This is a genomic window from Streptomyces sp. NBRC 110035 (assembly GCF_000829695.1).
In the GTDB taxonomy this organism is placed as follows: domain Bacteria; phylum Actinomycetota; class Actinomycetes; order Streptomycetales; family Streptomycetaceae; genus Streptomyces.
In genome coordinates, this window is sequence record NZ_BBNN01000060.1 from 1 (window position 1) to 25,365 (window position 25,365).

The following is a 25,365-nucleotide window of genomic DNA, read 5'->3' on the forward strand; positions in this document are numbered from 1 at the left end:
GGCCTGCTGAAAACGACAGGCCGGGCCCGCACCGACGCTACGCATGTGCTGTCGTCGGTACGGGAGCCGTCCTGGCTGGAGATGGTGTCCGAGACCTTGCGTTCCGCGCTCGACGCACTTGCCCGGACTGTCCCGGGCCGGCTGGTGGGAATCGCGGAGCCGGACTGGTTCAGGCACTACGCCACCAGGGCCGAGGACTCCCGGTTCCCCAAGGCTCGCACCAGGCGTGACGAGGTGGGCTCGCGGGTCGGTCGTGACGGGATGCGTCTGCTTGGGACGGTCTTCGCCGCTGACGCACCGCCTGGCACGAACACCCCGACGGAGGTGGAGACCTTGCGGCAGGTATGGGTCCAGCACTTCCACCTGGTGGAGGGCGAGGTGAGGCGGCGGGACCCGAAGGACCGCCCGCCGGGCGCGTTGCGCCTGGTTACCCCCTATGACATCGAGGCCAGGGGCAGTGTCGAACGGGACACTCCGTGGGACGGGTACAAGGTCCCCCTGACCGAGACCTGCGAGCCGGAGGTGCCGAACCTGATCACGAACGTGGTCACCACCCTTGCCACCGTCCACGACAGTAACGCCTACGCGCCCTACGCGCCTGCCGCCTGCTCCGCCTGTGCGGCCTGTGCCGCCTCGGCCGCTTCCGCGGCGATGTCCGTACGGTGCTGGGAACCGTCGAGGCGGATGCGGGCTACCGCGCGGTAGGCACGGTCGCGGGCCTCGGCGAGATCCTCGCCGGTCGCCGTGACGGACAGCACCCGGCCGCCCGCGCTGACGATCGCGTCGCCCTCACGCCTCGTCCCCGCGTGCAGCACGTACGCGTGCGGGGCGTCCTGCGCGGCGACCTCCTCCAGACCGGTGACCGGGTCGCCGGTGCGCGGGGTGCCGGGGTAGTTGTGCGAGGCGACGACGACCGTGACGGCGGCGTCGTCGCTCCAGCGCAGCGGCTCGATGTCGGCGAGGTTTCCGGTGGCGGCGGCCATCAGCACCCCGGCCAGCGGGGTCTTCAGACGGGCCAGCACGACCTGCGTCTCGGGGTCGCCGAAGCGGGCGTTGAACTCGATCACGCGGACACCGCGCGAGGTGATCGCGAGACCGGCGTAGAGGAGACCGGAGAACGGCGTTCCGCGCCGCCGCAGCTCGTCGACGGTCGGCTGGAGCACCGACTGCATGACCTCGTCGACCAGCTTCGGATCGGCCCACGGCAGCGGGGAGTACGCCCCCATGCCGCCGGTGTTGGGGCCCGCGTCGCCGTCCAGCGCGCGCTTGAAGTCCTGGGCGGGCCTCAGGGGCAGCACGGTCACGCCGTCGGTCACGGCGAAGAGGGAGACCTCGGGGCCGTCCAGGTACTCCTCGATGACGACCTGCTCGCAGGCGCCGGCGTGCGCCTTGGCCTCCTCGATGTCGTCGGTGACGACCACCCCCTTGCCGGCGGCGAGCCCGTCGTCCTTGACGACGTACGGCGTGCCGAAGGCGTCGAGGGCGGCGGCGGCCTCCTCGGGAGTCGTGCAGACGTACGAACGTGCCGTGGGTACGCCTGCTCCCGCCATGACGTCCTTCGCGAAGGCCTTGGAGCCCTCGAGCTGCGCGGCCTCCTTCGAGGGACCGAAGGCGGGGATGCCCGCGTCGCGCACGGCGTCGGCGACACCGGCGACGAGGGGGGCCTCCGGGCCGACCACCACGAGGTCCGCGCCGAGCCGTGTGGCCAGCGCGGACACGGCCGCGCCGTCCAGCGCGTCGACCTGGTGCAGCTCGGCGACCTCGGCGATACCGGCGTTGCCGGGGGCGCAGTGCAGCGCGGTGACGTCGGGATCGAGGGACAGGGAACGGCACAGGGCGTGTTCGCGGGCACCGCTGCCGATGACGAGGACCTTCACGGGGTCAGCCTAACGGGATCCGGGGGATTCGCTTCGTGCGGGCTTCCGAAGGACCGGGGCGGACCGGTTCGTGGTTTCCTCCCACCCGGACGGCGAACCGGGCCGGGCCGGCCCGGTTCGCCGAGCCTCCGAGCCACTGAGCCGGTTCACTCCTTCGCCCGTCCACCCGTCCACCCGTCCACCCGTTCACTCGTTCGTGATCTCCTCGACCACCGTCGCGCCCAGCTCCCGGACGATCAGTTCCTTACCGGAGAGGGCGGACTCGTCCAGGTCGGGGTCGTCGTCCTCCGGGACGTCGTCCTCGGGAGAGACGGGGGGCGGCGGCTCCGGGGCGTAGGGCCGGGGGGCCGGGGCGGGAGCGGGCCTGGGCACGGAGGCGGCCGACGGGGCACCGCCCGACTGCGCGGAGGCGGAAGGACCGGCCGGGGCAGCCGGGCCCGAGGAACCCGAAGCGTTCGGGGGAGCCGTCGGCTGGGCGGCACCGGGACGCTGACCGGCGCCGCCGCCCGCACCGCCGTACCCGCCGCCCGCGCTCCCGGCGCCGTACCCCGCACCGCCCCCGCCGCCACGGCCTCCCATGGGGCTGCCGCCCGGGGCCGGAGCCGGGGCCGCCGCACCGCCCCCGGAAGGGTCGACCACGGCCTCGATCTTCCACTGCACGTTGAACTGCTCGGCCAGGGCCTGGCGCAGCACGTCCTCGCTGCCGCTGCTCAGGAAGTTGTCCCGCGCGCCCGAGTTCACGAAGCCGATCTGGAGGGTCGTCCCGTCGAACCCGGTCACCTGGGCGTTCTGACTGAGCAGGATCCAGGTGAAGCGACGACGGTTCTTGACCACTTCCAGGATGTTCGGCCAGATCGTCCGAGGGTCGAGCCCGCCGCCTCCGGAGAGCGTGGGGGCCGACGGGTGCGGAGGTGTGGACGCGGGCGCGGGCGCCGGGGCGCCGGTGGCGGGGGTGCTCGGAGCGGCGGCCGCAGAGGCCGGAGCCTGTCCTCCGCCCGCCGCGGCAGCCGTGGGCCAGCCACCGGGCCGCCGCCCGCTCCCGGCGGAGGCTGCGGTGGGCCAGGCGCCGGGAGCGGGCGCACTGGGTGCAGGCGGCGCAGACTCGTTCGACACCGCGGCCGGGGCGGGTGCCGGAGCGGCCGCCGGAGCCGGTACAGACTGCTGCGACTGAGGCTGAGGCTGCGGCTGGTCCGGCGTCGGTACCGGCGCGCCCTGCCCCCGTACCGCCGCGCGGGCCGCGGCCGGACCGCCCCCCGGCGGAACCGGCGCCTGCGGCCGGCCCTCCTGAGCGGCCGGCGGAACCGGAGCCCCACCCCCACCGCCGTGCCCCACGTGCCCGCCGTGCCCCTCGCCGCCGGGCGCGTACCCCATGGCGGGCATACCCGCTGCGGCGCCGCCCGCCGAGAAGTTCACGCCCCGCTCGATCCGGTCCAGGCGGGCCATGACCGACCGCTCGTCGCCGTACGCGGCGGGCAGCAGCACGCGCGCGCAGATCAGCTCGAGCTGGAGCCGGGGCGAGGTGGCGCCCCGCATCTCGGTGAGCCCCTCGTTGACGAGGTCGGCGGCACGGCTCAGCTCGGCGGCGCCGAAGACGCCGGCCTGGGCCTGCATCCGCTCGACGACGTCGGCGGGAACGTCGATGAGCCCCTTCTCGGCGGCGTCCGGAACCGCGGCGAGAATCACCAGGTCCCGGAGCCGCTCGAGCAGATCGGTGACGAAGCGGCGCGGGTCGTTGCCCCCCTCGATCACATGGTCGACGACCTCGAAGGCCGCGGCACCGTCCCCCGTGGCGAAGGCCTCGACCACGGAGTCGAGCAGCGAGCCGTCCGTGTACCCGAGCAGGGAGGTGGCCATGGCGTACGTCACGCCGTCGGGCCCCGCGCTGGCGAGCAGCTGGTCCATGACGGACATCGAGTCACGCACGGACCCTGCACCGGCCCGCACGACGAGGGGCAGCACCCCGTCCTCGACGGGGCTGTCCTCCCGCCGGCACACCTCACCGAGGTAGTCCCTCAGGACGCCGGGCGGCACCAGCCGGAACGGATAGTGATGGGTACGCGACCGGATCGTCCCGATGACCTTCTCGGGCTCGGTGGTCGCGAAGATGAACTTGAGGTGCTCCGGGGGCTCCTCGACGACCTTGAGCAGGGCGTTGAAGCCCTGCGGGGAGACCATGTGGGCCTCGTCGATGATGTAGATCTTGTACCGGCTGCCCGCGGGCCCGAAGAACGCCTTCTCACGCAGGTCACGGGCGTCGTCCACACCACCGTGGGACGCGGCGTCGATCTCGATGACGTCGATCGAACCGGGCCCGCCCCGCGCGAGGTCCTGACAGGACTGGCACTGGCCGCACGGCGTCGGCGTGGGACCCTGCTCGCAGTTCAGGCACCGGGCGAGGATGCGCGCGCTGGTCGTCTTGCCGCAGCCGCGCGGCCCGCTGAACAGGTACGCGTGATTGACCCGGTTGTTCCGCAGCGCCTGCTGCAACGGGTCGGTGACATGCTCCTGCCCGATGACCTCGGCGAACGACTCCGGGCGATAGCGGCGGTACAGCGCGAGAGACGACACGTCTACGAGGTTATAGGCGCCCGCCGACAACCCACCCCGCCCGCGGCGCCGCGCCGACGATCCGGACGCCGGGAACGCGAACGCCCCCCACGCACCCGCCAGAGCCAACCTACCCTTGCTGCCTTCCGGCCCTGGGGGAGTTCAGTCAGATAGCGCCGCGTGAGGGGCTGCGCAAAGGCTACCCCATGTCGCGGGGTGGGAACGAGTTCGCGAGCACCGCCCTCGGTCATGTAATGTTCCCGGCGGAGGATTCGCCTAGAGGCCTAGGGCGCACGCTTGGAAAGCGTGTTGGGGGCAACCCCTCACGAGTTCGAATCTCGTATCCTCCGCACCCGCCCACCAGGGCAAACGAAGGCTCCGACCGGATCTTGGTCGGAGCCTTCGTCGTTCCGGGGGTTGCAGTTTGGGTTGCAGTCGTCACAGTCACCGCCGATCCGACCTCTGCCACACGCACCACCGAGATGATCCCCTCGCTGGCCACCGGCGGCTGCCATCACCCGCCGCTGCCCGCTGTCACACCGAAAGACACCGCCCATGGGCTCCGGCACCATCTGTTCGGCCGCCCCACGGATGCGAGGCGCTCATCCACTCCAGAAGACGGTGCGACGCCGAGTAGCATCATCTGGCCGAGATGACGGGTCATCAAGCAAATCAGGGCCAGAGGCGTGAAAGGTGGCAGTCGAGCCCGTGTCCATGAAGCCAATCAGTCCGGCCGCGTACGGTGCTCTGGAGGTCGCCCTCAAGCACATCTTCTGGTACAAGAACGACCTGGAGGGCTTCATCCGCCGGTGGGCGAAGGGCCACCCGGAGCTGGTCGCCGGGATCAACTTCACCGGGTACAAGTGGCAGACGGCCGAGGACTTCGTGGACCGTCTCCACGCAGACGAGCCGCGTTATACGGAGCTTGCCCTGCGGCTCATGGTCGAAGTCTCAGAGATGACCAGCTTCCCCAAGCTGCGGCGACTGCCGGACGCCGACGCACTCATAGCCGAGGCGCGGGAAGCCGTTTCCGAGCTGAAGAAGTGTGTCGACCGCCACCGCGGCCTGATCGCTGACGACGCCCAGTTCGCCAGCGACCTCGCGGCTCAACGAGCGGTCTCGGACAGCCGGCGCAGCTTCTCCGAACGGCTGAGTGAGCTGAAGGACGAGTTCCTGCGCCTTGAGGCGGAACCCAACCGCCAGAAGGCCGGACGCGAGTTTGAGCCCTTCCTCAACCGGCTCTTCCGCCTGTTTGACCTGGAGCCAAGGCTGTCCTACAACCTGCCCTACGAGCAGATCGATGGCTCCATCACGTACGACACCGACGTCTACGTCGTGGAAGCGAAGTGGCTGAAAGAACCGGTCGAAGTCCACTACCTCGGCAGCTTCGTCGAGAAGGTGCGGCACAAGACGACGAACACGCTCGGGCTGTACATCAGCGTCCATGGCTTCACCAAGGGTGCCAGGGAGCGCTACGCCGACGGCACGTGCTTCATCACGATGGAAGGCGTTGACCTCTTCCTCGTGCTTGATGGCCACATCACGCTCGACGAACTTCTCAGCCGCAAGAAGAGGCATGCGAACGACACCGGTAGCTGCTACTTCCCCGCGTCATTGATCTTGAACGAATAGCCGGTGCACGAAAGATCGCTGGGGAACGGCCGGTCCGTGAGTCCGTGAGGTGAGAGCCGCGCGAGGGTGAGGCCCTGGAGTGTCCCCCGTGGTCTCTACCCTCGCGCTTGGTGCCTCCCCCTGTTACCGAGACCTATCTGCGGGCGAATCCTCGGGCAGCGGCCAGAGCAAGCCGCCGATCTTGTCGGCGGTGTCCGTGAGCACCCGATTAGTGAGGTGCTGGTAGCGGCGACGCATCCGGGCGGACTTGCCAGGCTCCCAGCCCATGATCGCGTCGACGACCATGTCCGAGACGCCGAGGATCAGCAGGACGGTCGCCGCCGTGTGACGGGCGTCGTGGAGACGGCCCGCGCGCAGACCCGCCGCCTTGAGGAGGTCCTTCCACTCGTGGTGGTCGGTGTTCGGGTTGAGGGGCTCGCCGGTCGGGGAGGCAAAGACGTACCCCTTCTCCGTCCAGAGGTCGCCGGCCAGTCGGCGGTCCCGCTCCTGCTCCCGCCGGTGCTTGAGCAGGAGTCGCACCAGAGGTTCGGGGATGCCGATGGGCCGACGTCCGGCGCGGGACTTGGTGTCCTTGGTCTCACGTCGGATGTTGACCTTCTGGGGGCAGTAGCCTGGCTTGCGCCCGCAGCGGTTGCCGCAGCCGTGCTCGTACCGGGGCCGCAGCCGGTTGCGGTGGACCGTCATGACCCGCAGCTCGAAGTCGACGTCCGTCCACTTGAGCCCGAGAACCTCGCCCTGACGCAGTCCGAGTGCCAGGGATATGACCCAGCGCGCCGGGTGCCGGGTCTTGTTGGCCAGGTCGAGGAGCTTCTGCACTTCCTCGACCGTGTAAGGCTCGACCTCTTCCTCCTCCAGGCGCGGCGCCTTGGCGACGGAGGCGGGGTTGACGGTGAGGTGACCTCGGCGCACCGCCTCGTTGAGGGCCGTGCGCACGGTGCGGTGGACCTGGTGCGCGGTACCGGCGGCGCTGCCGGCCTTCTGCATCTTGGTGTAGAAGCGCTCCAGGTGCTCGGGCTCCAGCTTGGGAAGACGGTGCGCGCCGAGGCCGGGGATGAGGTGGTGGTAGACGGCGACGCGGTAGCCGTCGATGGTGTTCTCGCCCACGTGTGGTGCGGCGATGTTCTCGACCCAGTGGGTCAGCCAGGTCGTGACCGTCCAGGTCTGCCCGGCCTTGCCGACGGTGCCGGAGTCGCGCTTGCGCTCCAGTTCGCGGACCGCCTTGGTGGCATCGGCGCGGGTCTTGCGCTTGACATGGCGCCGATCGGGCTTGCCGTCGTCCTTGACGCCGACGGTCACGTAGCCGTGCCACTTGCCGTCCTTGCCGAGGAAGATCGAGGAGGCACCGTTGGGCTGGCGGGTCTTGGCCATGTCCGCCCCCTTCAGGCCGCGTGGGCGGCGGTCGGGTCGGCTGCCTGGGAGCGGCTGGCGAGGTAGGTGGCCAGGGCCTCGGCCGGCACTCGACGCAGGCGGCCTATCAGGACGGAGCCGACCTCGCCTGAGGCGATGAGCGCGTACATGGTGGTGCGGCCGACGCCGAGGCGGCGGGCGGCCTCCTCGACGGTGAGCGCGGCGAGGGTCGCGTCAGGGGTGGGTGCCGTGTGTTCCAGCACGAGGGTGCGGAGCCGCTGCTCGGGGACGCCGAGCGCGTCGGCGATGCGGGTGAGAGGGGGCGGGGTGGTGGGCATGCAGGATCGCCTTTCGACGGTCACGGGGCAACGCGACCGCTGGACTGTCCGGGATGGGCGGTGGGCTTGGATCGGTGTCCACGTTGGTGTCCCTCGGTGTTCGTAGCACCGAGGGACACCGGTGGATGGGGGCGGCGGACGGGCTACAGGGACCGCGCCCAGGCGTCTGAGAAGATCTCCGCCGAGCGGCTAGTCGTCGTCGGCTGAGCCGCTGCGGAGCGGATCCCCGGGCGAGTTCGGAGCCGGGTAGAAGGAGAGACTCCGCGGGTCGGGCTCGACGCCGAGGCGCTCGGCGATCTCGTCGTATCGGGCTTCCGCGGCCTCAAGTCTGGCCTTCGCGGCGTCGGCGAGGTCTTGGGCGACCTGGTGCTCCTGTTCGGCCTTCTGGATGTCGAAGGCGGCTTCCTGCAGCTCCCAGTGGGGATCGTCGTGGCTGGCGACGGCTTCGAGCATGAAGTTGCCAGCAGGGACGCCGAGGGCCTTGGCGAAGCCGAGCGCCTCGTTGAAGCTGATGCCCCGGGTACCGTTCTCGATCTTGGCGATCTGGGTCTGGTGCATCTTGAAGCCCAGGCGGCGCATGCGCTCCGCCATGTCCTCCTGGGACAGGCGGGCCGTCATCCGTAGGACCTTCAGGTTGTGCGCCACCAGGGCTTCCCCCTCCGACGGAGTCCAGCGCTGCGGCTTGGCATCGTCCACTTCTTTCACCTCCCTTCTCCTTCTCGGCAAGCGAAGGTCGTCGCGCCTCCACCCCTAAACCATACCAGCATGGATACCCCAACCTGCAAGCGAATACTCGCACATGTGACGCGCGTCACTATGAGCTTGAGCAGCAGACATGCCACATGAGATTAATTCTCCAATGCGCTGAACGGTTGACTTGAGGCGGACGCTCATGCACACTTATGCCGTAATGGCATATCCAAGCGAATCGCTAGGAGGTTGAAGCACGTAGGTGCCCCGAGGAACGCGAAAACCCCCGGCGCTACGAACACCGGGGGCTGCAGGAAACCTCGCCACCGCCCATCCCAGGACAGTCAACTGCGGCGGACCGGGTTGCCCCCCGGAGCCGCCGAGTGAGGATCTCCATGAACGAGAGTACCGCCCCCGCCGCCCCTACGGCACCCCATCCGACCGGCACCCCGTCCCCAGACCGTGGGCAGCCGGACGCCGCCGCACTGCTGGACGAACTGCGCGCCGCCCTGGCCCGCTTCGTGGTCCTCCCGAGCGAGCAGGCCCTGGACGCGACCGTGCTATGGATTGCGGCCACCCACCTCCAGCAGGTGTGGCAGCACGCCCCGCGCCTGGCCGTGGTCGGCCCCGCGAAACGGTGCGGGAAGTCCCGCCTGCTCGACCTGCTCACCGAGACGGTCCACAAGCCCGTCATCACCGTGAACTCCACGGCAGCGGCCATCTTCCGCTCCATCTCGGACGAGCCGCCGACCCTCCTCGTGGACGAAGCCGACACCATCTTCGGCAGCCCCAAGGTCGCCGAGAAGAACGAGGAGATGCGCGGCCTGCTCAACGCCGGGCACCAGCGCGGCCGACCGGTCCTCCGCGTGGTCGGCAAGGAGCACACGCCTCACTCCTTCGCGACCTTCGCCATGGCGGCGCTCGCCGGCATCGGCGACCTGCCCGACACGATCATGGACCGGTCCGTCGTGATCCGGATGCGCCGCCGCGCGGAGGGCGAGCAGGTGAGCCCGTACCGCACCCGCCGCGACAGCCCCACCCTGCGCTCCCTACGGGCCCGCCTCGCACGCTGGACCACCTCGGTGGCCGAACAGGCCCTCCACCTGGAGCCGGAGATGCCGGTCGAGGACCGAGCGGCGGACACCTGGGAGCCCCTGGTGATCGTCGCTGACCTCGCGGGCGGCACCTGGCCCGAGCGCGCCCGCGCCGCGTGCGCGCAGATGGTCGCCATCGAAGCCCAGGCTGAGGAGGACAACCCCTCCAACGCCCGGATCCTCGCCGACATCCGCCGGGCCTTCGCCGCCGCTGGCGATCCCGAAAGCGTGTCCACCGACGCCCTGCTCTACCGGCTCAACTCCGACCCCGAGGCCCCTTGGGCCGAAGCCGGGCGCGGTGGCCTGAACCCGCGCGCGCTGTCCGGGCTGCTGCGCGAGTACGGCATCCGCTCCGGCAACGTCCGCATGCCCGACGGGAATCAGCTCAAGGGCTACACCCGGGCGAAGTTCGCCGACGCCTGGAAGCGCTACTGCCCCACCGTTCACCCCGACACCGGCTCGGACGACAGCAGAGACACACCGGCCAAGTGACCCGCGTGGGTGCCGTCGGCCGCTCGTCGGCGGCACCCATACCGGGCGACCGCAGCGCGAAACGCCCGCCTGCCATCGCGAACCCTGCAAGCGACCTCATCCATATCCGTCTCGTGCCGTCCCTGCCGTCCCAGCCGTATAAGTGCAGGTCAGAGCCGTTCTAGCCAAGACGGCACAGCGTCCCAAGACGGATAGCCATCCGTCCCGGCACTCGATGCGACGACACGGCACTACCGGCGCGCCCGCCCACCGACGTGTCCGCCGGCGGATCGTGACCGCTCGGCGAGGACGCGTCCCGCACGGCGCTGAGACGCCATGCCGCTCGCCTGCCGTACCGCCTCTGACCTGCTGCGTCAACGGCAAGACGGCCAAGACGGATCACCACGCACCACCTTCCAGACCACGCCCCGAGGGGGACCCGCGCCCATGCCCGACACCGCCATACCCGCCGCACCGGCCAGCCGTCACCGCGCCACCTGGTGGGACCGGCTCGCCATCATCCTGCTCGGCATCGCCGGATGCGCCCTCTCCTACGACGCGCTGCGGCAGATGGCCACCGCCGTCCACGTCCGCGACCAATTGGCCTACCTCTTCCCCGTAGTGATCGACGGGTTTATCGCCTACGGCGTCCGCGCCCTGCTGGTCCTGCGCGAAGCGCCGATGCCCGCAAGGCTGTACGCGTGGACGCTGTTCAGCACGGCGACCGCCGCCAGCATCTGGGCCAACGGTCTGCACGCCCTCGCCCTGAACAGGCCCGGCGCAGTCACCCTCCACCTGGGCGACGGCACCGTCACCGTGCTGTCCGCCATCGCACCGCTCGCCCTGGCCGGAGCGACCCACCTGCACATCCTGATCACCCGCTACGGCGGTACCTCCGCCGCTCGAACGTTGGTGATCGCGACTGCCCCTGAGGACCAGGACGGTACGCAACCGGCACCGGAGCAAGCGGCCGGGGTTTCGTACATCGCCCGCGCGGACCTGCCCACGGCAGCCTGGCCGAAGCAGCAGGAGCCCACCCGCGTGGCCGCCGAGACCACCCCCTCACCTGCGGCCGACGGAACCCCGTCCGAAACCGGACACGACAAGGACGACGACCCGGACGACGCCGACGACAAACCCGGACAGGGGCGAGGAACCGCAGGCCAGAGCACCCAAGGGGGTTCTGGTCAGCCTCCGGCAACCAGCCTCGGTGGACGTCCCGCGATGGCCTCTATCGCCGAGCTGGCCAGCGTCATCAGCGCCGCCCATACAGGGAGTTCCGGACTGACCCGCGACAGCGCCCGTAAAGCCATCACAGACGCCGGACTCGGCGCCGGCACCGGTCGGCTCACCGAAGCGATGGCCTTGGTGCGGCAGGGTGCCGACGCCCGTCCACACCCGGTCGACTGACTTCATCGCACGGCGCTGCCCGGAACCGAACCGATTCCGGGCAGCGCCCTCTTCCCGGTCCACTACACGAGATGCCGGACTGGGCAAAGCCGTCGAGTCCCCGGACACTCGCCCCGCCCACCCCAGACCGCACACAGGCAGGAGCCTCCGAACTTCCCGTGAGCCGTAATCCGTTCTCCCGCAAGGTCAAGCACGCCAAGTCCTCGACGCCCCGTAGCCTCATAGCAGCGCAACCGCCCACGCCTGACCAGGGCTTTGACGGGGACGCCCTCCATCCGACAGCGGAGCGAGCTGGGGCGAAGTCCACATCGCCTGGGGGCGATGCGGACTTCGCGCTCGTGTCCGCTCCGGCGGGGGCGGACACCAGCCCGGCCCACGGGGCCGAGACCGAGGCAGGCAAGGAGGCCGAGCGCGGCCTCCACGAGGACAAGCAGCCGCCCGCCGAGCCGAGCGAGCCAACCGCCGACCCTGCCGTACGCCTCGCGCCGACCGTGAACACCGACGTGTTCACGCACCACGGTGTCGCCGCAAACGATGTCCCTGCCCCTGCTTGCGCCGACACCGCACCCGGTGCCGAGCGCCGTCGGCACCTGAGCGAGGTGCTCTACCGGCCCCGCTCCGGGACCAAGCGCACCCTGCAACTGACCTGCTCGGCCGAACCGGCGGAGCGTGCCTTCATCGACCTCGCCGCCCACAAAGCGAAGCGCTCCCGCTCGGCCTACCTCATGGACTGCGCCCTCACCTTCGCCCACGCCTACCTGTCAGACCGCCGTCCCGAAGGCGTCGCCCCGCTCCCATCTCCACAGGCCACCCAGGACCTGATGATTCTGTTCGGCAGGTTGATCAGGGAGTTCGGCCGCATCGGGAACAACCTCAACCAGCTCGTCCGCGCCATCCACCAGGGCGAGCTGCCCGACCGAGCCGAAGAGATCCTCAACGAGCTGCACCAGGTCGCCCAGCGCGCCCGCCTGCTGCTGGACCAGGCCCTGGCCGGAGGTGGTCACCGTGGTGCCTGACGTCTCCACCGGCGACCGCAGCCGCGGCCTCCTGTCCTACCTCTTCGGCCCCGGCCGCCGTAACGAGCACACCGACCCGCACATCGTCGCCGCGTTCTCGATGCCCGGGATCACCGACCCCGGCCGCGTACCCCTCGACCAACACCACGACGCCCTCAGCGAACTGGCCGACTACCTCGACCAGCCGGTGAAGCTTCGTGAGCAGCGGCTGGGCAAGAAGGTGCCGCAGCACGTGTGGCACTGCCCCGTCCGCACCGCACCGGGCGACCGTTACCTCACCGACGAAGAGTGGGCCGAAGTCGCCCGCCGCATCGTCCACGCCACTGGCATCGCCGAACACGGCGACGACGCCGCCTGCAGGTGGATCGCCGTACGGCACGCCGAGGACCACATTCACATCATGGCGACCAGTGTCCGAGAAGACGGCCGCCGCCCCCGCAACAAGGGCGACGGCCGACGGGCCCAGGCCGAATGCCGCAGGATCGAGGCCGAACTCGGTCTGCGTCGGCTGAATTCCGGTGACGCGACGGCGCCGAAGACGCCGACGGGGCCGGAAGTCGCCAAGGCCCAACGACGGGGACGCAAGAACACAGCACGGGTCTGGCTTCGCGAGCACGCATACGCCGCTGCGGCGGCAGCCCGCGACGAGAACGAGTTCTTCGCCGTGCTGACGTCTCTCGGGATCAACGTCCGACGCCGTCTCGGTCCCGTCACCGGGGAAGTCACCGGCTACAGCCTCGCCACCGCCGACGACACCGATGCCAAGGGCGAGCCCATCTTCTACAGCGGCTCCGCACTCGCTCCGGACCTGTCCCTGAACCGGCTCCGCGAGCGCTTCGGCACGGCCGAGAGCAAGGCTGAACGACGGGCCACGCCCTTGCGCGCGAGCAGGGCAGAAGCAGGCGACTCCTGGCGGCACGCCGATGGGGAGCTGCGCACCGCCTACGCGCTCGTCACCAGGGCCAACGGCGGAACGGCAGGAGGTGAGGCCGACGCCCAAGTGCAGGCTCAGGCTGCGGCATTCGCCGAGCTGCTGCACAACACCGCAGTCTCGGCGCCGCGCCAGCTCCGGGCAGAACTGCAAGCGGCAGCCGTCGCCTTCAACCGCGCCAACCGCTCCGCTATCCGAGCCGAGCACCGGGCCGCCGACGCCCTGCGTCAGGCCGGAAGGACGCTGCTGACCGCACCCACCGGCAAGGACGGCGACTTCGTCGCTGCGGCGCTCGCCTCCGCCGTCTTCCTACTCATCGCCCTCACCGAGTGGCACGCCCAACGCGGTCACAAGCAGCAGGCGGCAGCCGCCCAGCAGTCCCTCGTCCACCTCCGGGCCGCCCACCAGCAGGCCGCCCGGCCGGCCCTTGCCCAGCTCGCCGCACGCGCCCCGAGTCCCCAAGCACAGGATCGGCTCGCCGCAGCCGTCCGAGCCACGATCCCCGAGCACGCACACCGCATCCTGGCCGACCCGGCTTGGCCCGCGCTGGCCACCGCCCTCGCCCAGGCCGAGTCCGCTGGCACCCCGTCCCGCCGGGTCTTGGCCGACCTGTCCGGGCAACGGGAACTCGACACCGCGGACCGACCGGCCGAAGTCCTGGTCTGGCGCTTGCGGAACGCCACCGCCGAGCGAGTCAGCCAGCGGGCTCGGAGCGCGGCCACCCGCAGTGCTCGCAGCAAGCACCTGACGACGAAGACGGGCGCAGCTCCCGTTCCGGCCGCGCAGCCGCAGCCGGTGGACGTGAAACGCCTGCGCCCAGGTCGCTGACGTGGATCTTCCCATGCTGGAAGCTGCCGTCGCGCTTCAGCGAGGAGCGCGACGGCAGCATGTGGGCTGGCCACACGCTCGCGGCCGACGGTGATCACGAACTGAGCCGGTACGTAACGCCGTGCGTAGGGGAGGCAGGGCTGCTCAGGGGTGCAACCTCTTCACCATGACCGCGTACACCGGGGAGTCGGCGAAGGGCTGCTGCTCGCCCGCCTTCTCGTAGCCCCACGTCTCGTACAGGTCCTGCACCTTCGGGTGCGTCACATCGACCAGGAGCACCGCGAGATCTTCGCTGCGCTCCTTCAGCAGGGCTTCGTGAAGCCGCTCCGAGATCCCCTGCTTCCGCCACCGAGGGCGCACCATGACCTCTGAGACGGCGTAGGTCGCGGTGTACCCGTTGTTCGGCGCGAACGCGGTGGAACGCCACCATTCACGGCCCGGCTGGAGCGGGGCGCCGTACGCGAAGCCGGTCGGCTCGTCGCCGTCGAAGGCGACGACGCAGGTGAAGCCGTCCATCCCTGACCAGTGATCGACGAACCACGGGAAACGCTGGTTGAACTCGTCGTCCATCGCATCTGCGTAGGCGTCGGCGTGCACATCGATCAGCATCTGCCTGAAGCCTTCGGGGAGGCTTCCCTGTGCGTAGTGCCGCAGGTCGATCACCCTGGTCACGTTCGACTCCATTCATCTCGCATTCGGTCTGCCCAGTCGCGGGCGTACGTCGTCGACGGCGCCAGCCGGAACAGGTCTCGGTGGAAGTCCCCGACCAGGGTGCGCATGCGCCCAGGCAGTGGAGCGCCCTCCATGATCGTGAAGACGGTGGCCGCCGTCGCCGTGGCCTGCTCGGGCTCCCCCTGGCGGAGTTGTGCCAGCGCGAGCTGGCAAGTGGCCAGCGCGCGGTTGCGCTGGAACTCCGCCGGGATTTTCGCCAGGGCGCGGTGCGCCATCGCCTCGGCTTCGGCGGGCTCCCCGTTGCGGTTGAGGATGATCGCCGCGAGGTGGTTGAGTTCGGCCGGCCCGTAGAACGCGGTCCACCGGGGACGCTCGTCCTCGGCCGCCTTCCGGAAGGTCTCCTGCGCTGTGCCCAGGGCCCGCCGAGCGGCCCGCAGGTCCCCCAGCGACGAATGGGCGAGCGCGAGGCGGACGCGGCCCATGGAGCCGAAGAACGGATCCCTACGGGCGGCCGGAGAGGCGTTGGCCGCCTGCGCTGCCGCGAGCTGTTCCGGCCAGTTCTTCCGCTGGTAGGCGAGCATGGCCATGTTGACCCACACGCGCATGCCCGTGGGCGGGTCCTGGGAGAGGCCGGCGAACGTGGACGACTCGTGCAGGTACGTCTGGGCCGTATCCAGGTCGCGTAGGTCGATGCACGACCAGGCGGCGATGGTGGTGAACTCGGCCGCGAGTGCGTACAGGGCGCGGCGCACGCGTTCGCTGGCGTTCCGTTGCTGAAGCTCCAGCACCTTGGCGCGAGCTTCGAGGGCTGCGGTCGCCAGAGAGGCGTGTCCGCCTTGGCGGTCGTCGGCCTCCACGAGCTGGTTCATGCTGGCCGAGGCGCGGGCTACGTCCGTCATGCCTACTGACCGACGTTGCTTGACCACCGGAACGGCTGCGGCTGCCGTTCCGGTGGTGGAAGCGATGAAGTCGCGACGCCGCACGGGGCCCTCCGGGGGATGTTGCATGGAGCTGGGTGCGCTGAACCCTAAGTCCGCCACGGGGCAGCCGAACACACGCTCAAGTGCGGCGCAAGTGCGTCCGATTGGGCGTCGGCTTGATCCGTTGAGCAGGTTGCGGACCGTCCGGGAGGAGATGTCGCCAGGCCGGCCGGTGATCTCCTGTAGCGCGGCGTTCAGCCGAGCCGCCAACTCCTCCTGCGTAAGACCGAGTTGATCGAATCGGTGCTGAAGAACGAGATTCCCTCCCATGTACCGAACGTAGTACCGCCGTCACGCCGATGCCCAGACCCCAGGTAATGGGAACGCAAAGTCTTCCGGTTGGTGGGCATGCACGAATCCGGGACCCTTCCTGTTGCGCCCGGCGCGTCGCTCGTTGACTGGTCATCGGTCGCCGAGTCGAGTTCGGCACGGCGGCACGGAGGAAAGCCCGGCTCTGCCTCGTTCGTCCGGACCGGGAACCCCACGCCGGAGGGAAAGACCTCGTGACCATGACCGTCGCTCAACCGAATGCGATCGGCGCCCCGGGTTACAACGCGGAGGTGCCGTGCGTCCGTGAGTCCGTGAGCCGCGCCCGCGCTCTCGTCTCCAATGTGCTGGCGGCCTGGGGCATGGACGACGACGTGGCCGACTGCGGAAAGATCATCGTCACCGAACTGCTGGCCAACGCCGTCGAGCACACCGAGACCCCCGTGTCGAAAGTCATCATCGAGCGTCCGAGCAACGGTGCCGTCCGCATCGGAGTCTCCGACCGCTCGCACGGCGCTCCCCGCCTGAAGACGGCAGCCCAGAACGCTGAGAGCGGCCGGGGTCTGAGTCTGGTCGCGGCGATGAGTTCGCGCTGGGGCTACGACAGACACCCGTGGGGCAAGGTCACCTGGGCTGTGATCGAGGCTTCGGCGTGGAGAGAGCAGTGAGCACCGCAGTGGCTCCGAAACGCCCAGCCGAGGAGTGGACGCCACCGCTCGACGCAGACGGCTTACGGCTCGTGCTGGAGCGATTCCGAGTCTGGAAGCCGCTCGACATCGAAGAGGTCTTCGACGATCTCGACGCGGTGATCGGCAATCATCCCCCGCCTGTTGCGACGACCGTCGCCCTGGTCGACCGCCTCCGCAGTCACCTGAAGCAGCTCAGCGACATCACGGTGGCTGACGACAGGTTTCCGCCCACCGCCGAGATGACCCGACTCGTCGAGCGAGCGCGCCCCCTGCGGGAGGAGTGCACGCCGGCCGCCCATCAGCAGGCTGTCGGACTCGCCCGGCGTCTCGCCTTCGTGACCGCCGACCTGATCGAAGAGTTGATCGAGGCCCGCTACATCAAGGGGACCGAGTGATCCACGCCTCCACCCACCCGCGTGCCGCTCGGCGGGCTGGTCAACACGCACCGACCCTCTGCGGGCGTGGGCCTCCCAGCTCGCCGTCCAGCACACCGCCCCGTTGGTGAGCTGACAAGAACGGAGAACGTTCGCCCCTGGCCTCCCGGCCCATCCGGCACACGAAACCGACCTGCATCCCCAACACGTACGACCGAAGGAAGTCCATGACGAACACGACCGTCGAGCCCGACGAGGCGACCCGCCTGCGGAACAAGGTGGTGGACGAGCTGTGCGCGGACGGCAACATCTCCTCCCCGGAGGTCGAAGCCGTGATGCGCAAGGTGCCCCGCCACGCGTTCATCCCCGACACCCCGCTCGACAAGGCGTACGAGACGTACGCCGCGGTGATCACCAAGACCGACGAGCACGGTGTGCAGCTCAGCTCCGTTTCCGCCCCGCAGATCCAGGCCATGATGCTGGAGCAGGCCCAGGTGAAGCCCGGGACGCGGGTGCTGGAGGTCGGCTCGGGCGGACTGAACGCGGCCTACCTCGCCGAACTCGTCGGCCCGTCCGGCGAAGTCATCACCGTGGACATCGACTCCTCCGTCACCGACCGCGCGTCCCGTCTCCTGAAGGAGAACGGCTACGACAAGGTCCGCGTCGTCACCGCCGACGCGGCCGAACCCCTCCCCATCGGGGAGGTCGATGTCGTCATGGTGACCGCCGGGGCCTGGGACATCGCCCCGGCGTGGATCGCGCAGCTCAAGCAGGGCGGCCGTCTCGTGGTGCCGCTGCGGATGCGCGGCCTGACCCGTTCGATCGCCTTCACCCAGGTCACGGGCGAGCACGGCCCTTACCTGGAGAGCGAGTCGGCACGGATCTGCGGCTTCGTCCCGATGCAGGGCTCCACCGCCCACCGCGAGGAACTCCTCCTGGTCAACGGAACCCCGGAGATCGGGCTGAAGTTCGATGATGGTCTGCCGACCGATCCGCACCGGCTGGACAACGCGGTCACGTTCCCGCGCCACGAGCTGTGGACCGGCGTCGTCATCGGCCTCTCCGAACTCATCGACACCCTCCAGATGGCCATGGCGATCAGCCTGCCCGGCTTCTGCACCATGGCGGTCGATGACGAGCTGGACACGGGTCTGGTCGCCCCCGTGAACAAGCGGTTCTCCCTCGCCGCCGTCGAGGATGACACCTTCGCCTACCTCGTCACCCGCCGCACCGAGGACAACAAGCACATCGAGTACGGCGTGCACGCCCTCGGCCCGAACGCGAAGCAGCTCGCCGACAAGGTCGCCGACATGCTGCGCGACTGGGAGGCCAACCGGCGCGGCGGCCCCAGCCCGGTCATCCGGGTCTATCCGGCCGACACCCCCGATGACCAGATCTCGGCCGACCGGGTCATCGACAAGGTGCACAGCCGGATCTCGCTCTCCTGGCCTCCGGCGTAACGCCGGGAGCCAGGTCGTCCCGCACCATCCGAACAAGAGGAAGGGCATCACCATGACGAGCGCCACCCTGGCCCCGCCCGCCCCGCTGGCGGGCCTGGACGACGACTTCGCGCCCCTGGACGTGAAGGTCGTCATCGCCGAGCACGCGTACGGCAAGCTCATGTGCTCGACGGGCGACGGCTGCGGCACCACCTGCGCGACCGGCGCCTCCGCCTGCGGCTCCTTCACGGAGGACCCCGCCTGATCCGCAGCTCCTTCACAGAGGACTGGGCCTGATTGCAGGCCGTTCCCTGCCGGTGAGCCGGGCGAAGTGCTTCGCCCGGCTCACCGGCCCCTCACCCGCCCCGCCAGACGGAGGGCACCATGGCTTCCCGAGCAGTCGCCGACTACCAGTGGCAGGGCGCCGCGCTGCTGCGCGCCACCACCAGCCCCGGGCCGGCAGACATCCCCCGCACCCTCGACCTGGACAACGTGACCGTCACCCGCGGGTGGCTGAACCGCATCTGGCAGCGCGAGGACTTCCGCAGCGCGCTGGAGCTGGCCACCCCCGTCCTGTCCGACGCCATCGAGGCAGTCGTCCAGGGCTGGCAGACCGAGCCCCGTCACGTCCGCCGCACCGCCGTATCGACGGTTTCCTACCTCCTGCGGTGGCAGCACCGGCCCACCCCGCTCGGACTGTTCGCCGGCACCGGTCCCGTGACGGTCGGGCCCCGGGCGACCGCGCGGTGGCGCGACAAGCACCGCGTGCTGATCCGGCCGGACTCCGAGTGGGTCACCGACCTGGTTCTCCGGCTTCAGCGCACCCCCGCGTTGCTGAAGCGGCTCCCGCTGGTCGCCAACAACGCCGCCCACACGCGCGGCGCTCGGCTCGTGGCGCCGGGCCCGCCCTCCGACGGCCACGCCGTCCTGCTTGCCCCAGTCGAGATCTCCGTCCACAACGCCCGGCCGGTGGCCGCCGCGATGAGCGCGGCCCGCACCCCCATCCCCTACGGCAATCTTCACGGCCACCTGCGCGACGGCTTCCCGCAGGCCGCCCCGGAGCAGATCGACGCTCTTCTCACAAGCCTGGTCGAGCAGCAGTTCCTCATCACCAGCCTGTGGGCGCCCATGACCACGGTGGACGCCTTCCAGCACCTGTGCCACGAGCTGGAACGGCACGGCGCGGACGGCATCCCCGAGGTGCGGGACCTGGTCCACGAGCTGTACGCGCTGCGCGACGAAATGTCCGCCCACCAGCCGACGCTCTCCGACACCAACGTGAGCGCCAACGCCGCGCGGATGCGCGCCCTCACCCCCGTCACGCCGACACCGCTGCTCATTGACACCGCCCTCGACTGCGAGACCCAGCTCACGCAGGCCGTGATCGCGGAAGCGCAGGCAGCCGTGTCGGCCCTCTACCGGACCACCCCACAGCCCTACGGCTACCAGCACTGGCGCGACTACCACCGCCGGTTCCGGGTCCGGTACGGCGTCGGCGCCCTCGTACCGGTGATGGACCTGGTTGCCGACAGCGGCCTCGGGCTCCCCGCCGGATACATCGGCTCCGAACGCGGGGCCGCCCTGAAGGTACGCACCGAACGCGACGAACTGCTGCTCGCGCTGATGCAGCAAGTCCTCCTCGATGGCCGTGACGAACTGCGGCTGACGGACGACATGGTCAACGCCCTGGAGAAGGCCGCCGGAACGGACGAGCGGCTGTTCGTGCCCCGAGTGGAGGCCGCCTTCGAGGTCCACGCCCCCAGCACCCGGGCGCTGTCCAACGGCACCTTCGACCTCCTGCTCACCGCGGCACCCCGCCCCGGCAGCAGCATGGCGGGCCGGTTCGCCCACGTCCTGCCGCCCGAGCACCAAGACGCCCTCGCCGCCACCTACAGCGGGGCACCGGATCGCCTCACGGCGCAGCTCGTGTTCCCGCCGCGTCGGCACCGCAACGAGAACGTCACCCGCACACCACGACTGCTGCCGCACATCATCGAGTTGTCCGGCCACCAGGAGAGCGACGAGACGACGATCCGGCTCACCGACATCGCCGTTACCGCCGACCCGCGCAGTTTCCAGCTCGTACAGCTCTCCACCGGCCGGCGCATAGATGTGCGGGTTCTGCACGCCCTCGAAGGCGGTACCCAGACCCCGCCGCTGGCACGGTTCCTCGCCGAGGTGGGGCACGGGCGGTACGCCGCCTACAAGCCGTTCGACTTCGGCGCCGGTTCCCGGCTCCCGTTTCTCCCCCGGGTCCGCTATCGCCGCACCATCCTCACGCAGGCCAGATGGCTACTGATGGCCGAAGACCTGCCGGGCCGCAAAGCCCCGAGGCAGGAGTGGGAGGACGCCTTCACCGCCTGGCGGGACCGGCTGCGGGTCCCGATCCAGGTCGCCGTCATCGAGTACGACCAGCGCCTCCCGCTCGACCTATCCCATCCGGTCCACCTCCGGGTCCTGCGTGCGCACCTTGACAACGCTCGGCGCGTGGAGCTGCGCGAGGTCCCGGACGCAGATGCCCACGGCTGGATCGGGCGGGCACACGAGATCTGGCTCTCCCTGGGCCGGTCTGAGCCGGACACCCACACCCCCTTTGTGCCCCGGCCGCGCGCTACCACTGCTACAGCAGCCGGGAGGCACTTCCCGGGAGCCGGCGGCGTCCTCCACGCACAGCTCCACGCCCATCCGCGCCGCTACGACGAGATCCTGAGCCACCACCTGCCCCACCTGCTCGCCGCGTTCGGAGAGGAGCCGCCGACCTGGTGGTTCACTCGCCACCGGGAGATGGCCCGGCCGGACGCCGACCAGCACCTCGACCTCACCCTGCACCTGCCGCCAGACGCACACGGAGCCGGCGCACGACACGTCCGCGCCTGGGCGGACAACCTGCACAGGACGGGTCTGGCGTCCGGGCTCGTCCTGGCCCCGTACCAGCCGCAGACCGGACGCTTCGGCAGCAAGGCGGCTTTGGACGCCGCACACCAGGTGTTCGCCGCGGACTCCGCCGCCGCCCTCGCACAGATCCAGCTCACCGAGCGCACCGACGCCTTCGCGCCGCAGGCCCTCGCCGCCGCCAGCGCCCTGAGCCTCGTCACACCCCTGGCGCGGGACACCGCAGCGGCCGAGGAGTGGCTGGTGCGGAACCTCCCCCAGGGCACCGGGCCGTTGAGCCGAGCCCAGCGCCGTCAGGTGCTCGAACTCGCCTCGCCGAACGGTGCCTCCGCGCTCGCGGCTCTTCCTGGCGGCCCCCAGGTCACCGAAGCGTGGCGGTCCCGTGCCGCAGTCGTGGACACCTATCGCACGGCCTTGGCCGGTGAGCGTGATCCACTCGACGTCGCCCGTTCGCTGCTGCACCAGCACCACGTCCGGGCTCTGGGCGTCGACCCGCGCGCCGAGGAGACCACGATCCGGCTCGTGCGAACGGCAGCCCTTCAACACCGGATGGCGGCCCGATGACCACACTGGCCGCCAACGCTGCGGCGATCTTGGATCAGTACGCCGCCCACCTGGCGGAACCGCCTCCGACGCCTCCGCAGGAGCCCTGGGCGATGCAGTCGCTCGCCGATGGCGCCGCCGGAATCAGCCTGCTCCACATCGAGCTGGCTAGTCGGCACGGCGGCTCCTGGCGCTCCGCCCACCGATGGATCGCAAGCGCGGCCTCCTCACCCATCAGCGCGGCCGACCAGACGGGCCTGTTCCTCGGCGTCCCCGCCGTCGGCTTCCTCCTCGCCACTGTTCCCCCGGCCTACCAGCATCTGTACGCCTCGGCGCGCACAACGCTGCACCAGCACATCGTCGGCCTCGCGCACCGCCGCGTGAACGCCGCGCTCGCCCGTATCGACAGGGGCGACCTGCCCACCTTTGCGGAGTACGACCTCTTCTACGGACTTACGGGGATCGGCGCCTACCTCCTGCGCACCGAGCCCAAGGGCCCAGGTCTGGAGAGGATCTTGCAGTATCTCGTCGCCCTGACCCAGCCGCTCGCCCTCGACGGCCGCAGGCTGCCCGGCTGGTGGGTCCGCCACGACCCCGCGCGTGGCGAGTCCCCCTACTTCCCTGGCGGGCACGGCAACTTCGGCGCCGCGCACGGCATCACCGGCCCGCTGCTCCTCCTGGCCCAGGCCCTGCGCCGCGGCATCACCGTCCATGGCCACCAGGACGCGATGTTCACTATCTGCGCCCAGCTCGACGCCTGGTGCCAACACGATGACTCCGGCCCCTGGTGGCCCGAACACATCTCGCGGCGTGATCTCGACCGCGGGCACCCCCACCACGACGCACCCACACGTCCGAGCTGGTGCTACGGGACGACAGGCATCGCGCGGGCCGGCCAGCTCGCCGGGATCGCCCTGCGCTCACCCACGCTCCAGAAGTTCTACGAGGACGCGCTGTACCGCGCCCTGACCGACGCGAAGCAGCTCGCACAGGTCACCGACACGGGTCTGTGTCATGGCTGGGCAGGGATCTACCAGACAGCCGTCCGCGCCGCTGCCGACGCTCTTGACCCCCAGCTGCGGTTCCTCCCTTTGTTCCTCGGCGACACCTTCGCCGAGCAGGCCCGGCCCGGGTGCCTCCCGACGGCCGGACTGATCAACGGTGATGCCGGTTCTGCGCTCGCCCTCACCACCCTCGCCTCGCACCAGACCCCGAGCACTGGATGGGACGCATGTCTCTTGATCAACTGACTCAGGCAACCGAGCCGAGCCCGACGCAGCACGCCGTCCTCGCTGTCCTCGCCGGCATGTCGCTCGCCAACGCGGCGCAGCAGTACCAAATGGACCCCATGGTCCTATCCGACGCGGTCTCGGTCTACGACCAGGCCGGCCGGGAAGCACTGGCCCGTCACGCAGCCACCACCGACTGGTGGCAGACGTACCTCCACTTCACCGACTGGCCGAACGCCGACACCACCTTCACCACACACGTCCTGCCTATCCTGCGCGAAGCGGAGGCCACCGGCGCGATCGAGATCGACGGCTGGTGGTACACCAGAAAGCACCCCTGCTGGCGCCTGCGCCTCCGCGTCCAGCCCGCAGGCGGCACCAAGCTGACCGTCGGGGACGCCTTCGACCGCCTCGTCTTCGAAGGGCACCTTCAACGCTGGTGGCCCGGCATCTACGAACCGGAGACTCCGGCGTTCGGCGGGAAGACCAGCATGACGACTGCGCACGCCCTGTTCGCCACCGACAGCCGAGAGATCCAGCAGTTGCGCCAGCACGGCGGCCTCGGCATCGGGCCCAGAGAGCTGTCCGTCCTCCTCTGCACGATCATGATGCGCGCCGCCCGACTGGAGTGGTACGAGCAGGGCGATGTCTGGGACCGCGTCATCACGACGGAACACCGCTCGGCCGTCAGCGACGTTCCGCCGGAACGGCTCAACGCCCGAGCCCGCGAGATCCGCCCCCTCCTTCTCGCCGACAGCGACGCCCTACTGCGCTCCGGGGGCCCGCTGGAGCCCGTCGCCGAGTGGGCCGCCGCGTTCCGCAGCACCGGCCAGACACTCGCGCAAGCCGTCCAGGACGGAACACTGGATCGCGGGCTGCGACAGGTGCTCAGCTACCACGTGATCTTCCACTGGAACCGGCTCGGGTTGTCCATGCGCGGGCAGAGCATCCTGGCTTGGGCAGCCAGGGCAGCGATTCTGCACGGCGACGAGGACAAGGAGGGCCAAGGCGCATGAGACGACCAGCCGGTGAGCAACCGGTCGGCACAGCCACATGCGGCTCTCGATTCCGACCGACTAGCGTGTCAGCGAAACCCAGGAGGCGCGGTGCTTTCATTCACGCTCGACACCAACTGCCTCATCGCAGTCGAGGAAGAACGCCCCGAGGCTGAAGCTGTTCGTGAACTTGTGGCACAGCAGCGCGCCGGCCGGGCAACGGTGCGGCTGGTCGCCACCATGGCCGCCGAGAATCAGCGAGACGGCACCGTTCTGGATAACTTCTCCCACTTCCAGCGGCGTATCAACGGACTCGGCCTTGGAGAGTTGGAGATTCTCGCGCCCGTGGCGGTGTGTGACCTCACCTACGTCGACTGGTGCGTGCTCGCGCATGACGAAGCCGAAGCGGAGGCCATCAGGCTACACAAGGTGCTGTTCCCTACCTCCCCCTTCGGCTACCTAGTACTCCAGCCGTAGATCGTGATCTTGCTGGTAGGGGGTGCCGCGGGCACGCGTACGGCCACCAGTGATCATCGGTGTGTGAAGACAGAAGAACAGCTGGTGGCCGCGGGTCACAGCATAGAGCCTGCCCGCTGGCGGGAGACCTTCGAGGTCCTGATGGGCGGTATCGCCGGCCGGTTCGCCCGGGTCGAACCGCGCAGGCACGCCCGGGAGTTCGTCCTCGGCCTGCTGGCGGGCCTGCCCCGCAAGAATTGCTGGACCCTTGCCGAGCACACGGGCCACGCCACCCCGGACCGCTTCCAGCACCTCCTCGCGCGGGCGAAGTGGGACGCCGACGCAGTCCGGGACGACCTGCGCGGCTTCGTCGCCGATCACCTCGGCACCGACGACGTCGTCCTGGTCGTCGACGAGACCGGCGACCTGAAGAAGGGCACCCACACCGTCGGCGTCCAGCGCCAGTACACCGGCACCGCCGGACGCATCGAGAACAGCCAGGTCGCCGTCTACCTCGCCTACTCCGCCCCACGCGGGCACACGGCGATCGACCGCGAGCTCTACATCCCCCGCTCCTGGACCGACGATCCGGACCGCTGCCGCTCGGCCGGCATCCCCGACACCCACACCTTCGCGACGAAACCCCAG

21 protein-coding genes, 1 tRNA gene, 1 other RNA gene and 1 pseudogene are annotated in these 25,365 nt (G+C 70.0%); 16 read left to right on the top strand and 8 right to left on the bottom strand.

Annotated features, from left to right (window positions below):
• Nucleotides 1-576, top strand: a pseudogene (locus TU30_RS35015) (IS5/IS1182 family transposase); the annotation flags it as partial.
• Between the two features lie 14 nt (nt 577-590).
• Here the strand turns inward: TU30_RS35015 and purD are convergent.
• The 3 genes from purD to ffs all read right to left on the bottom strand — a co-directional run bounded on the left by purD (nt 591) and on the right by ffs (nt 4,617).
• A complete protein-coding gene (gene purD, locus TU30_RS31490; protein WP_042176740.1) occupies nt 591-1,877 on the bottom strand; it encodes a phosphoribosylamine--glycine ligase in 1,287 nt (428 codons plus the stop codon).
• A 186-nt stretch (nt 1,878-2,063) separates the two neighbouring features.
• Complete coding sequence (locus TU30_RS31495; RefSeq protein ID WP_042176741.1) at nt 2,064-4,445, bottom strand: DNA polymerase III subunit gamma and tau; 2,382 nt, start codon at nt 4,443-4,445, stop codon at nt 2,064-2,066.
• 73 nt (nt 4,446-4,518) lie between these two features.
• Nucleotides 4,519-4,617: signal recognition particle sRNA small type (gene ffs, locus TU30_RS33275), an RNA gene on the bottom strand.
• A gap of 72 nt (nt 4,618-4,689) precedes the next feature.
• On the opposite strand from ffs, the gene TU30_RS31500 reads away from it, so the two are divergent.
• Both TU30_RS31500 and TU30_RS31505 read left to right on the top strand, forming a co-directional pair.
• Nucleotides 4,690-4,774: transfer RNA gene (locus tag TU30_RS31500), tRNA-Ser, on the top strand.
• Between the two features lie 364 nt (nt 4,775-5,138).
• Nucleotides 5,139-6,056: a restriction endonuclease gene (locus TU30_RS31505; RefSeq protein ID WP_042176770.1), complete on the top strand. Its 918-nt coding sequence runs from the start codon at nt 5,139-5,141 to the stop codon at nt 6,054-6,056.
• A gap of 123 nt (nt 6,057-6,179) precedes the next feature.
• Here TU30_RS31505 and TU30_RS31510 read toward each other — a convergent pair whose 3' ends face one another.
• From TU30_RS31510 to TU30_RS31520, 3 genes are all read right to left on the bottom strand, one after another.
• Entirely contained in the window at nt 6,180-7,424 is a 1,245-nt protein-coding gene (locus TU30_RS31510; RefSeq protein WP_042176743.1) for a tyrosine-type recombinase/integrase, read from the bottom strand.
• Nucleotides 7,425-7,435: 11 nt separating this feature from the next.
• A complete protein-coding gene (locus TU30_RS31515; RefSeq protein ID WP_042176745.1) occupies nt 7,436-7,741 on the bottom strand; it encodes a helix-turn-helix domain-containing protein in 306 nt (101 codons plus the stop codon).
• Between the two features lie 189 nt (nt 7,742-7,930).
• The gene (locus TU30_RS31520; RefSeq protein WP_158719405.1) at nt 7,931-8,446 is read right to left on the bottom strand and encodes a helix-turn-helix transcriptional regulator; all 516 of its coding nucleotides are present in this window, start codon (nt 8,444-8,446) and stop codon (nt 7,931-7,933) included.
• A gap of 293 nt (nt 8,447-8,739) precedes the next feature.
• On the opposite strand from TU30_RS31520, the gene TU30_RS31525 reads away from it, so the two are divergent.
• From TU30_RS31525 to TU30_RS31540, 4 genes are all read left to right on the top strand, one after another.
• On the top strand, nt 8,740-10,017 hold the full coding sequence (locus tag TU30_RS31525) for a DUF3631 domain-containing protein (RefSeq protein ID WP_042176750.1): 1,278 nt from the start codon (nt 8,740-8,742) through the stop codon (nt 10,015-10,017).
• Between the two features lie 426 nt (nt 10,018-10,443).
• Nucleotides 10,444-11,406, top strand: coding sequence for a DUF2637 domain-containing protein (locus tag TU30_RS35020; protein ID WP_078878718.1), 963 nt, complete (start codon nt 10,444-10,446; stop codon nt 11,404-11,406).
• 338 nt (nt 11,407-11,744) lie between these two features.
• On the top strand, nt 11,745-12,422 hold the full coding sequence (locus TU30_RS31535) for a MobC family plasmid mobilization relaxosome protein (RefSeq protein WP_042176753.1): 678 nt from the start codon (nt 11,745-11,747) through the stop codon (nt 12,420-12,422).
• Nucleotides 12,412-14,181, top strand: coding sequence for a relaxase/mobilization nuclease domain-containing protein (locus TU30_RS31540; RefSeq protein WP_042176774.1), 1,770 nt, complete (start codon nt 12,412-12,414; stop codon nt 14,179-14,181). Before TU30_RS31535 ends, TU30_RS31540 begins: the two co-directional genes overlap by 11 nt.
• Before the next feature lie 144 nt (nt 14,182-14,325).
• Here the strand turns inward: TU30_RS31540 and TU30_RS31545 are convergent, their stop codons facing one another.
• Nucleotides 14,326-14,853: a GNAT family N-acetyltransferase gene (locus TU30_RS31545; RefSeq protein WP_078878737.1), complete on the bottom strand. Its 528-nt coding sequence runs from the start codon at nt 14,851-14,853 to the stop codon at nt 14,326-14,328.
• On the bottom strand, nt 14,850-15,752 hold the full coding sequence (locus TU30_RS31550) for an XRE family transcriptional regulator (protein ID WP_234308055.1): 903 nt from the start codon (nt 15,750-15,752) through the stop codon (nt 14,850-14,852). Before TU30_RS31550 ends, TU30_RS31545 begins: the two co-directional genes overlap by 4 nt.
• Nucleotides 15,753-16,342: 590 nt before the next feature.
• On the opposite strand from TU30_RS31550, the gene TU30_RS31555 reads away from it, so the two are divergent.
• The 9 genes from TU30_RS31555 to TU30_RS31595 form a co-directional block, all read left to right on the top strand.
• Nucleotides 16,343-16,768 carry an ATP-binding protein gene (locus TU30_RS31555; protein WP_042176776.1) on the top strand — a complete coding sequence of 142 codons (426 nt, stop codon included), beginning with the start codon at nt 16,343-16,345 and terminating at the stop codon, nt 16,766-16,768.
• Nucleotides 16,765-17,184, top strand: a complete 420-nt coding sequence (locus TU30_RS31560) for a DUF6415 family natural product biosynthesis protein (RefSeq protein ID WP_042176759.1) — start codon at nt 16,765-16,767, stop codon at nt 17,182-17,184. Before TU30_RS31555 ends, TU30_RS31560 begins: the two co-directional genes overlap by 4 nt.
• 206 nt (nt 17,185-17,390) lie before the next feature.
• Complete coding sequence (fxlM, locus tag TU30_RS31565; protein ID WP_042176761.1) at nt 17,391-18,623, top strand: methyltransferase, FxLD system; 1,233 nt, start codon at nt 17,391-17,393, stop codon at nt 18,621-18,623.
• Between the two features lie 52 nt (nt 18,624-18,675).
• On the top strand, nt 18,676-18,867 hold the full coding sequence (locus TU30_RS31570; RefSeq protein ID WP_012380187.1) for an FxLD family lanthipeptide: 192 nt from the start codon (nt 18,676-18,678) through the stop codon (nt 18,865-18,867).
• A gap of 119 nt (nt 18,868-18,986) precedes the next feature.
• Entirely contained in the window at nt 18,987-22,058 is a 3,072-nt protein-coding gene (locus tag TU30_RS31575; RefSeq protein WP_042176764.1) for a lantibiotic dehydratase, read from the top strand.
• Entirely contained in the window at nt 22,055-23,287 is a 1,233-nt protein-coding gene (locus tag TU30_RS31580; protein ID WP_042176778.1) for a lanthionine synthetase C family protein, read from the top strand. Before TU30_RS31575 ends, TU30_RS31580 begins: the two co-directional genes overlap by 4 nt.
• On the top strand, nt 23,269-24,282 hold the full coding sequence (locus TU30_RS31585; protein ID WP_042176766.1) for a thiopeptide-type bacteriocin biosynthesis protein: 1,014 nt from the start codon (nt 23,269-23,271) through the stop codon (nt 24,280-24,282). Before TU30_RS31580 ends, TU30_RS31585 begins: the two co-directional genes overlap by 19 nt.
• 90 nt (nt 24,283-24,372) lie before the next feature.
• Nucleotides 24,373-24,738 carry a hypothetical protein gene (locus tag TU30_RS31590; protein ID WP_042176769.1) on the top strand — a complete coding sequence of 122 codons (366 nt, stop codon included), beginning with the start codon at nt 24,373-24,375 and terminating at the stop codon, nt 24,736-24,738.
• A gap of 141 nt (nt 24,739-24,879) precedes the next feature.
• A partial coding sequence (locus TU30_RS31595; RefSeq protein WP_107068635.1) for an IS701 family transposase occupies nt 24,880-25,365 on the top strand: 486 nt, incomplete at its 3' end.

What these genes read in the sequence shown, in the direction of transcription:
- TU30_RS31505 (WP_042176770.1), top strand. Translation starts at nt 5,139, where the DNA reads ATGAAGCCAATCAGTCCGGCCGCGTACGGTGCTCTGGAGGTCGCCCTC.
- TU30_RS31510 (WP_042176743.1), bottom strand. Translation starts at nt 7,424, where the DNA reads ATGGCCAAGACCCGCCAGCCCAACGGTGCCTCCTCGATCTTCCTCGGC.
- TU30_RS31515 (WP_042176745.1), bottom strand. Translation starts at nt 7,741, where the DNA reads ATGCCCACCACCCCGCCCCCTCTCACCCGCATCGCCGACGCGCTCGGC.
- TU30_RS35020 (WP_078878718.1), top strand. Translation starts at nt 10,444, where the DNA reads ATGCCCGACACCGCCATACCCGCCGCACCGGCCAGCCGTCACCGCGCC.
- TU30_RS31550 (WP_234308055.1), bottom strand. Translation starts at nt 15,752, where the DNA reads ATGACGGACGTAGCCCGCGCCTCGGCCAGCATGAACCAGCTCGTGGAG.
- TU30_RS31555 (WP_042176776.1), top strand. Translation starts at nt 16,343, where the DNA reads ATGACCGTCGCTCAACCGAATGCGATCGGCGCCCCGGGTTACAACGCG.
- fxlM (WP_042176761.1), top strand. Translation starts at nt 17,391, where the DNA reads ATGACGAACACGACCGTCGAGCCCGACGAGGCGACCCGCCTGCGGAAC.
- TU30_RS31570 (WP_012380187.1), top strand. Translation starts at nt 18,676, where the DNA reads ATGACGAGCGCCACCCTGGCCCCGCCCGCCCCGCTGGCGGGCCTGGAC.
- TU30_RS31575 (WP_042176764.1), top strand. Translation starts at nt 18,987, where the DNA reads ATGGCTTCCCGAGCAGTCGCCGACTACCAGTGGCAGGGCGCCGCGCTG.
- TU30_RS31580 (WP_042176778.1), top strand. Translation starts at nt 22,055, where the DNA reads ATGACCACACTGGCCGCCAACGCTGCGGCGATCTTGGATCAGTACGCC.
- TU30_RS31585 (WP_042176766.1), top strand. Translation starts at nt 23,269, where the DNA reads ATGTCTCTTGATCAACTGACTCAGGCAACCGAGCCGAGCCCGACGCAG.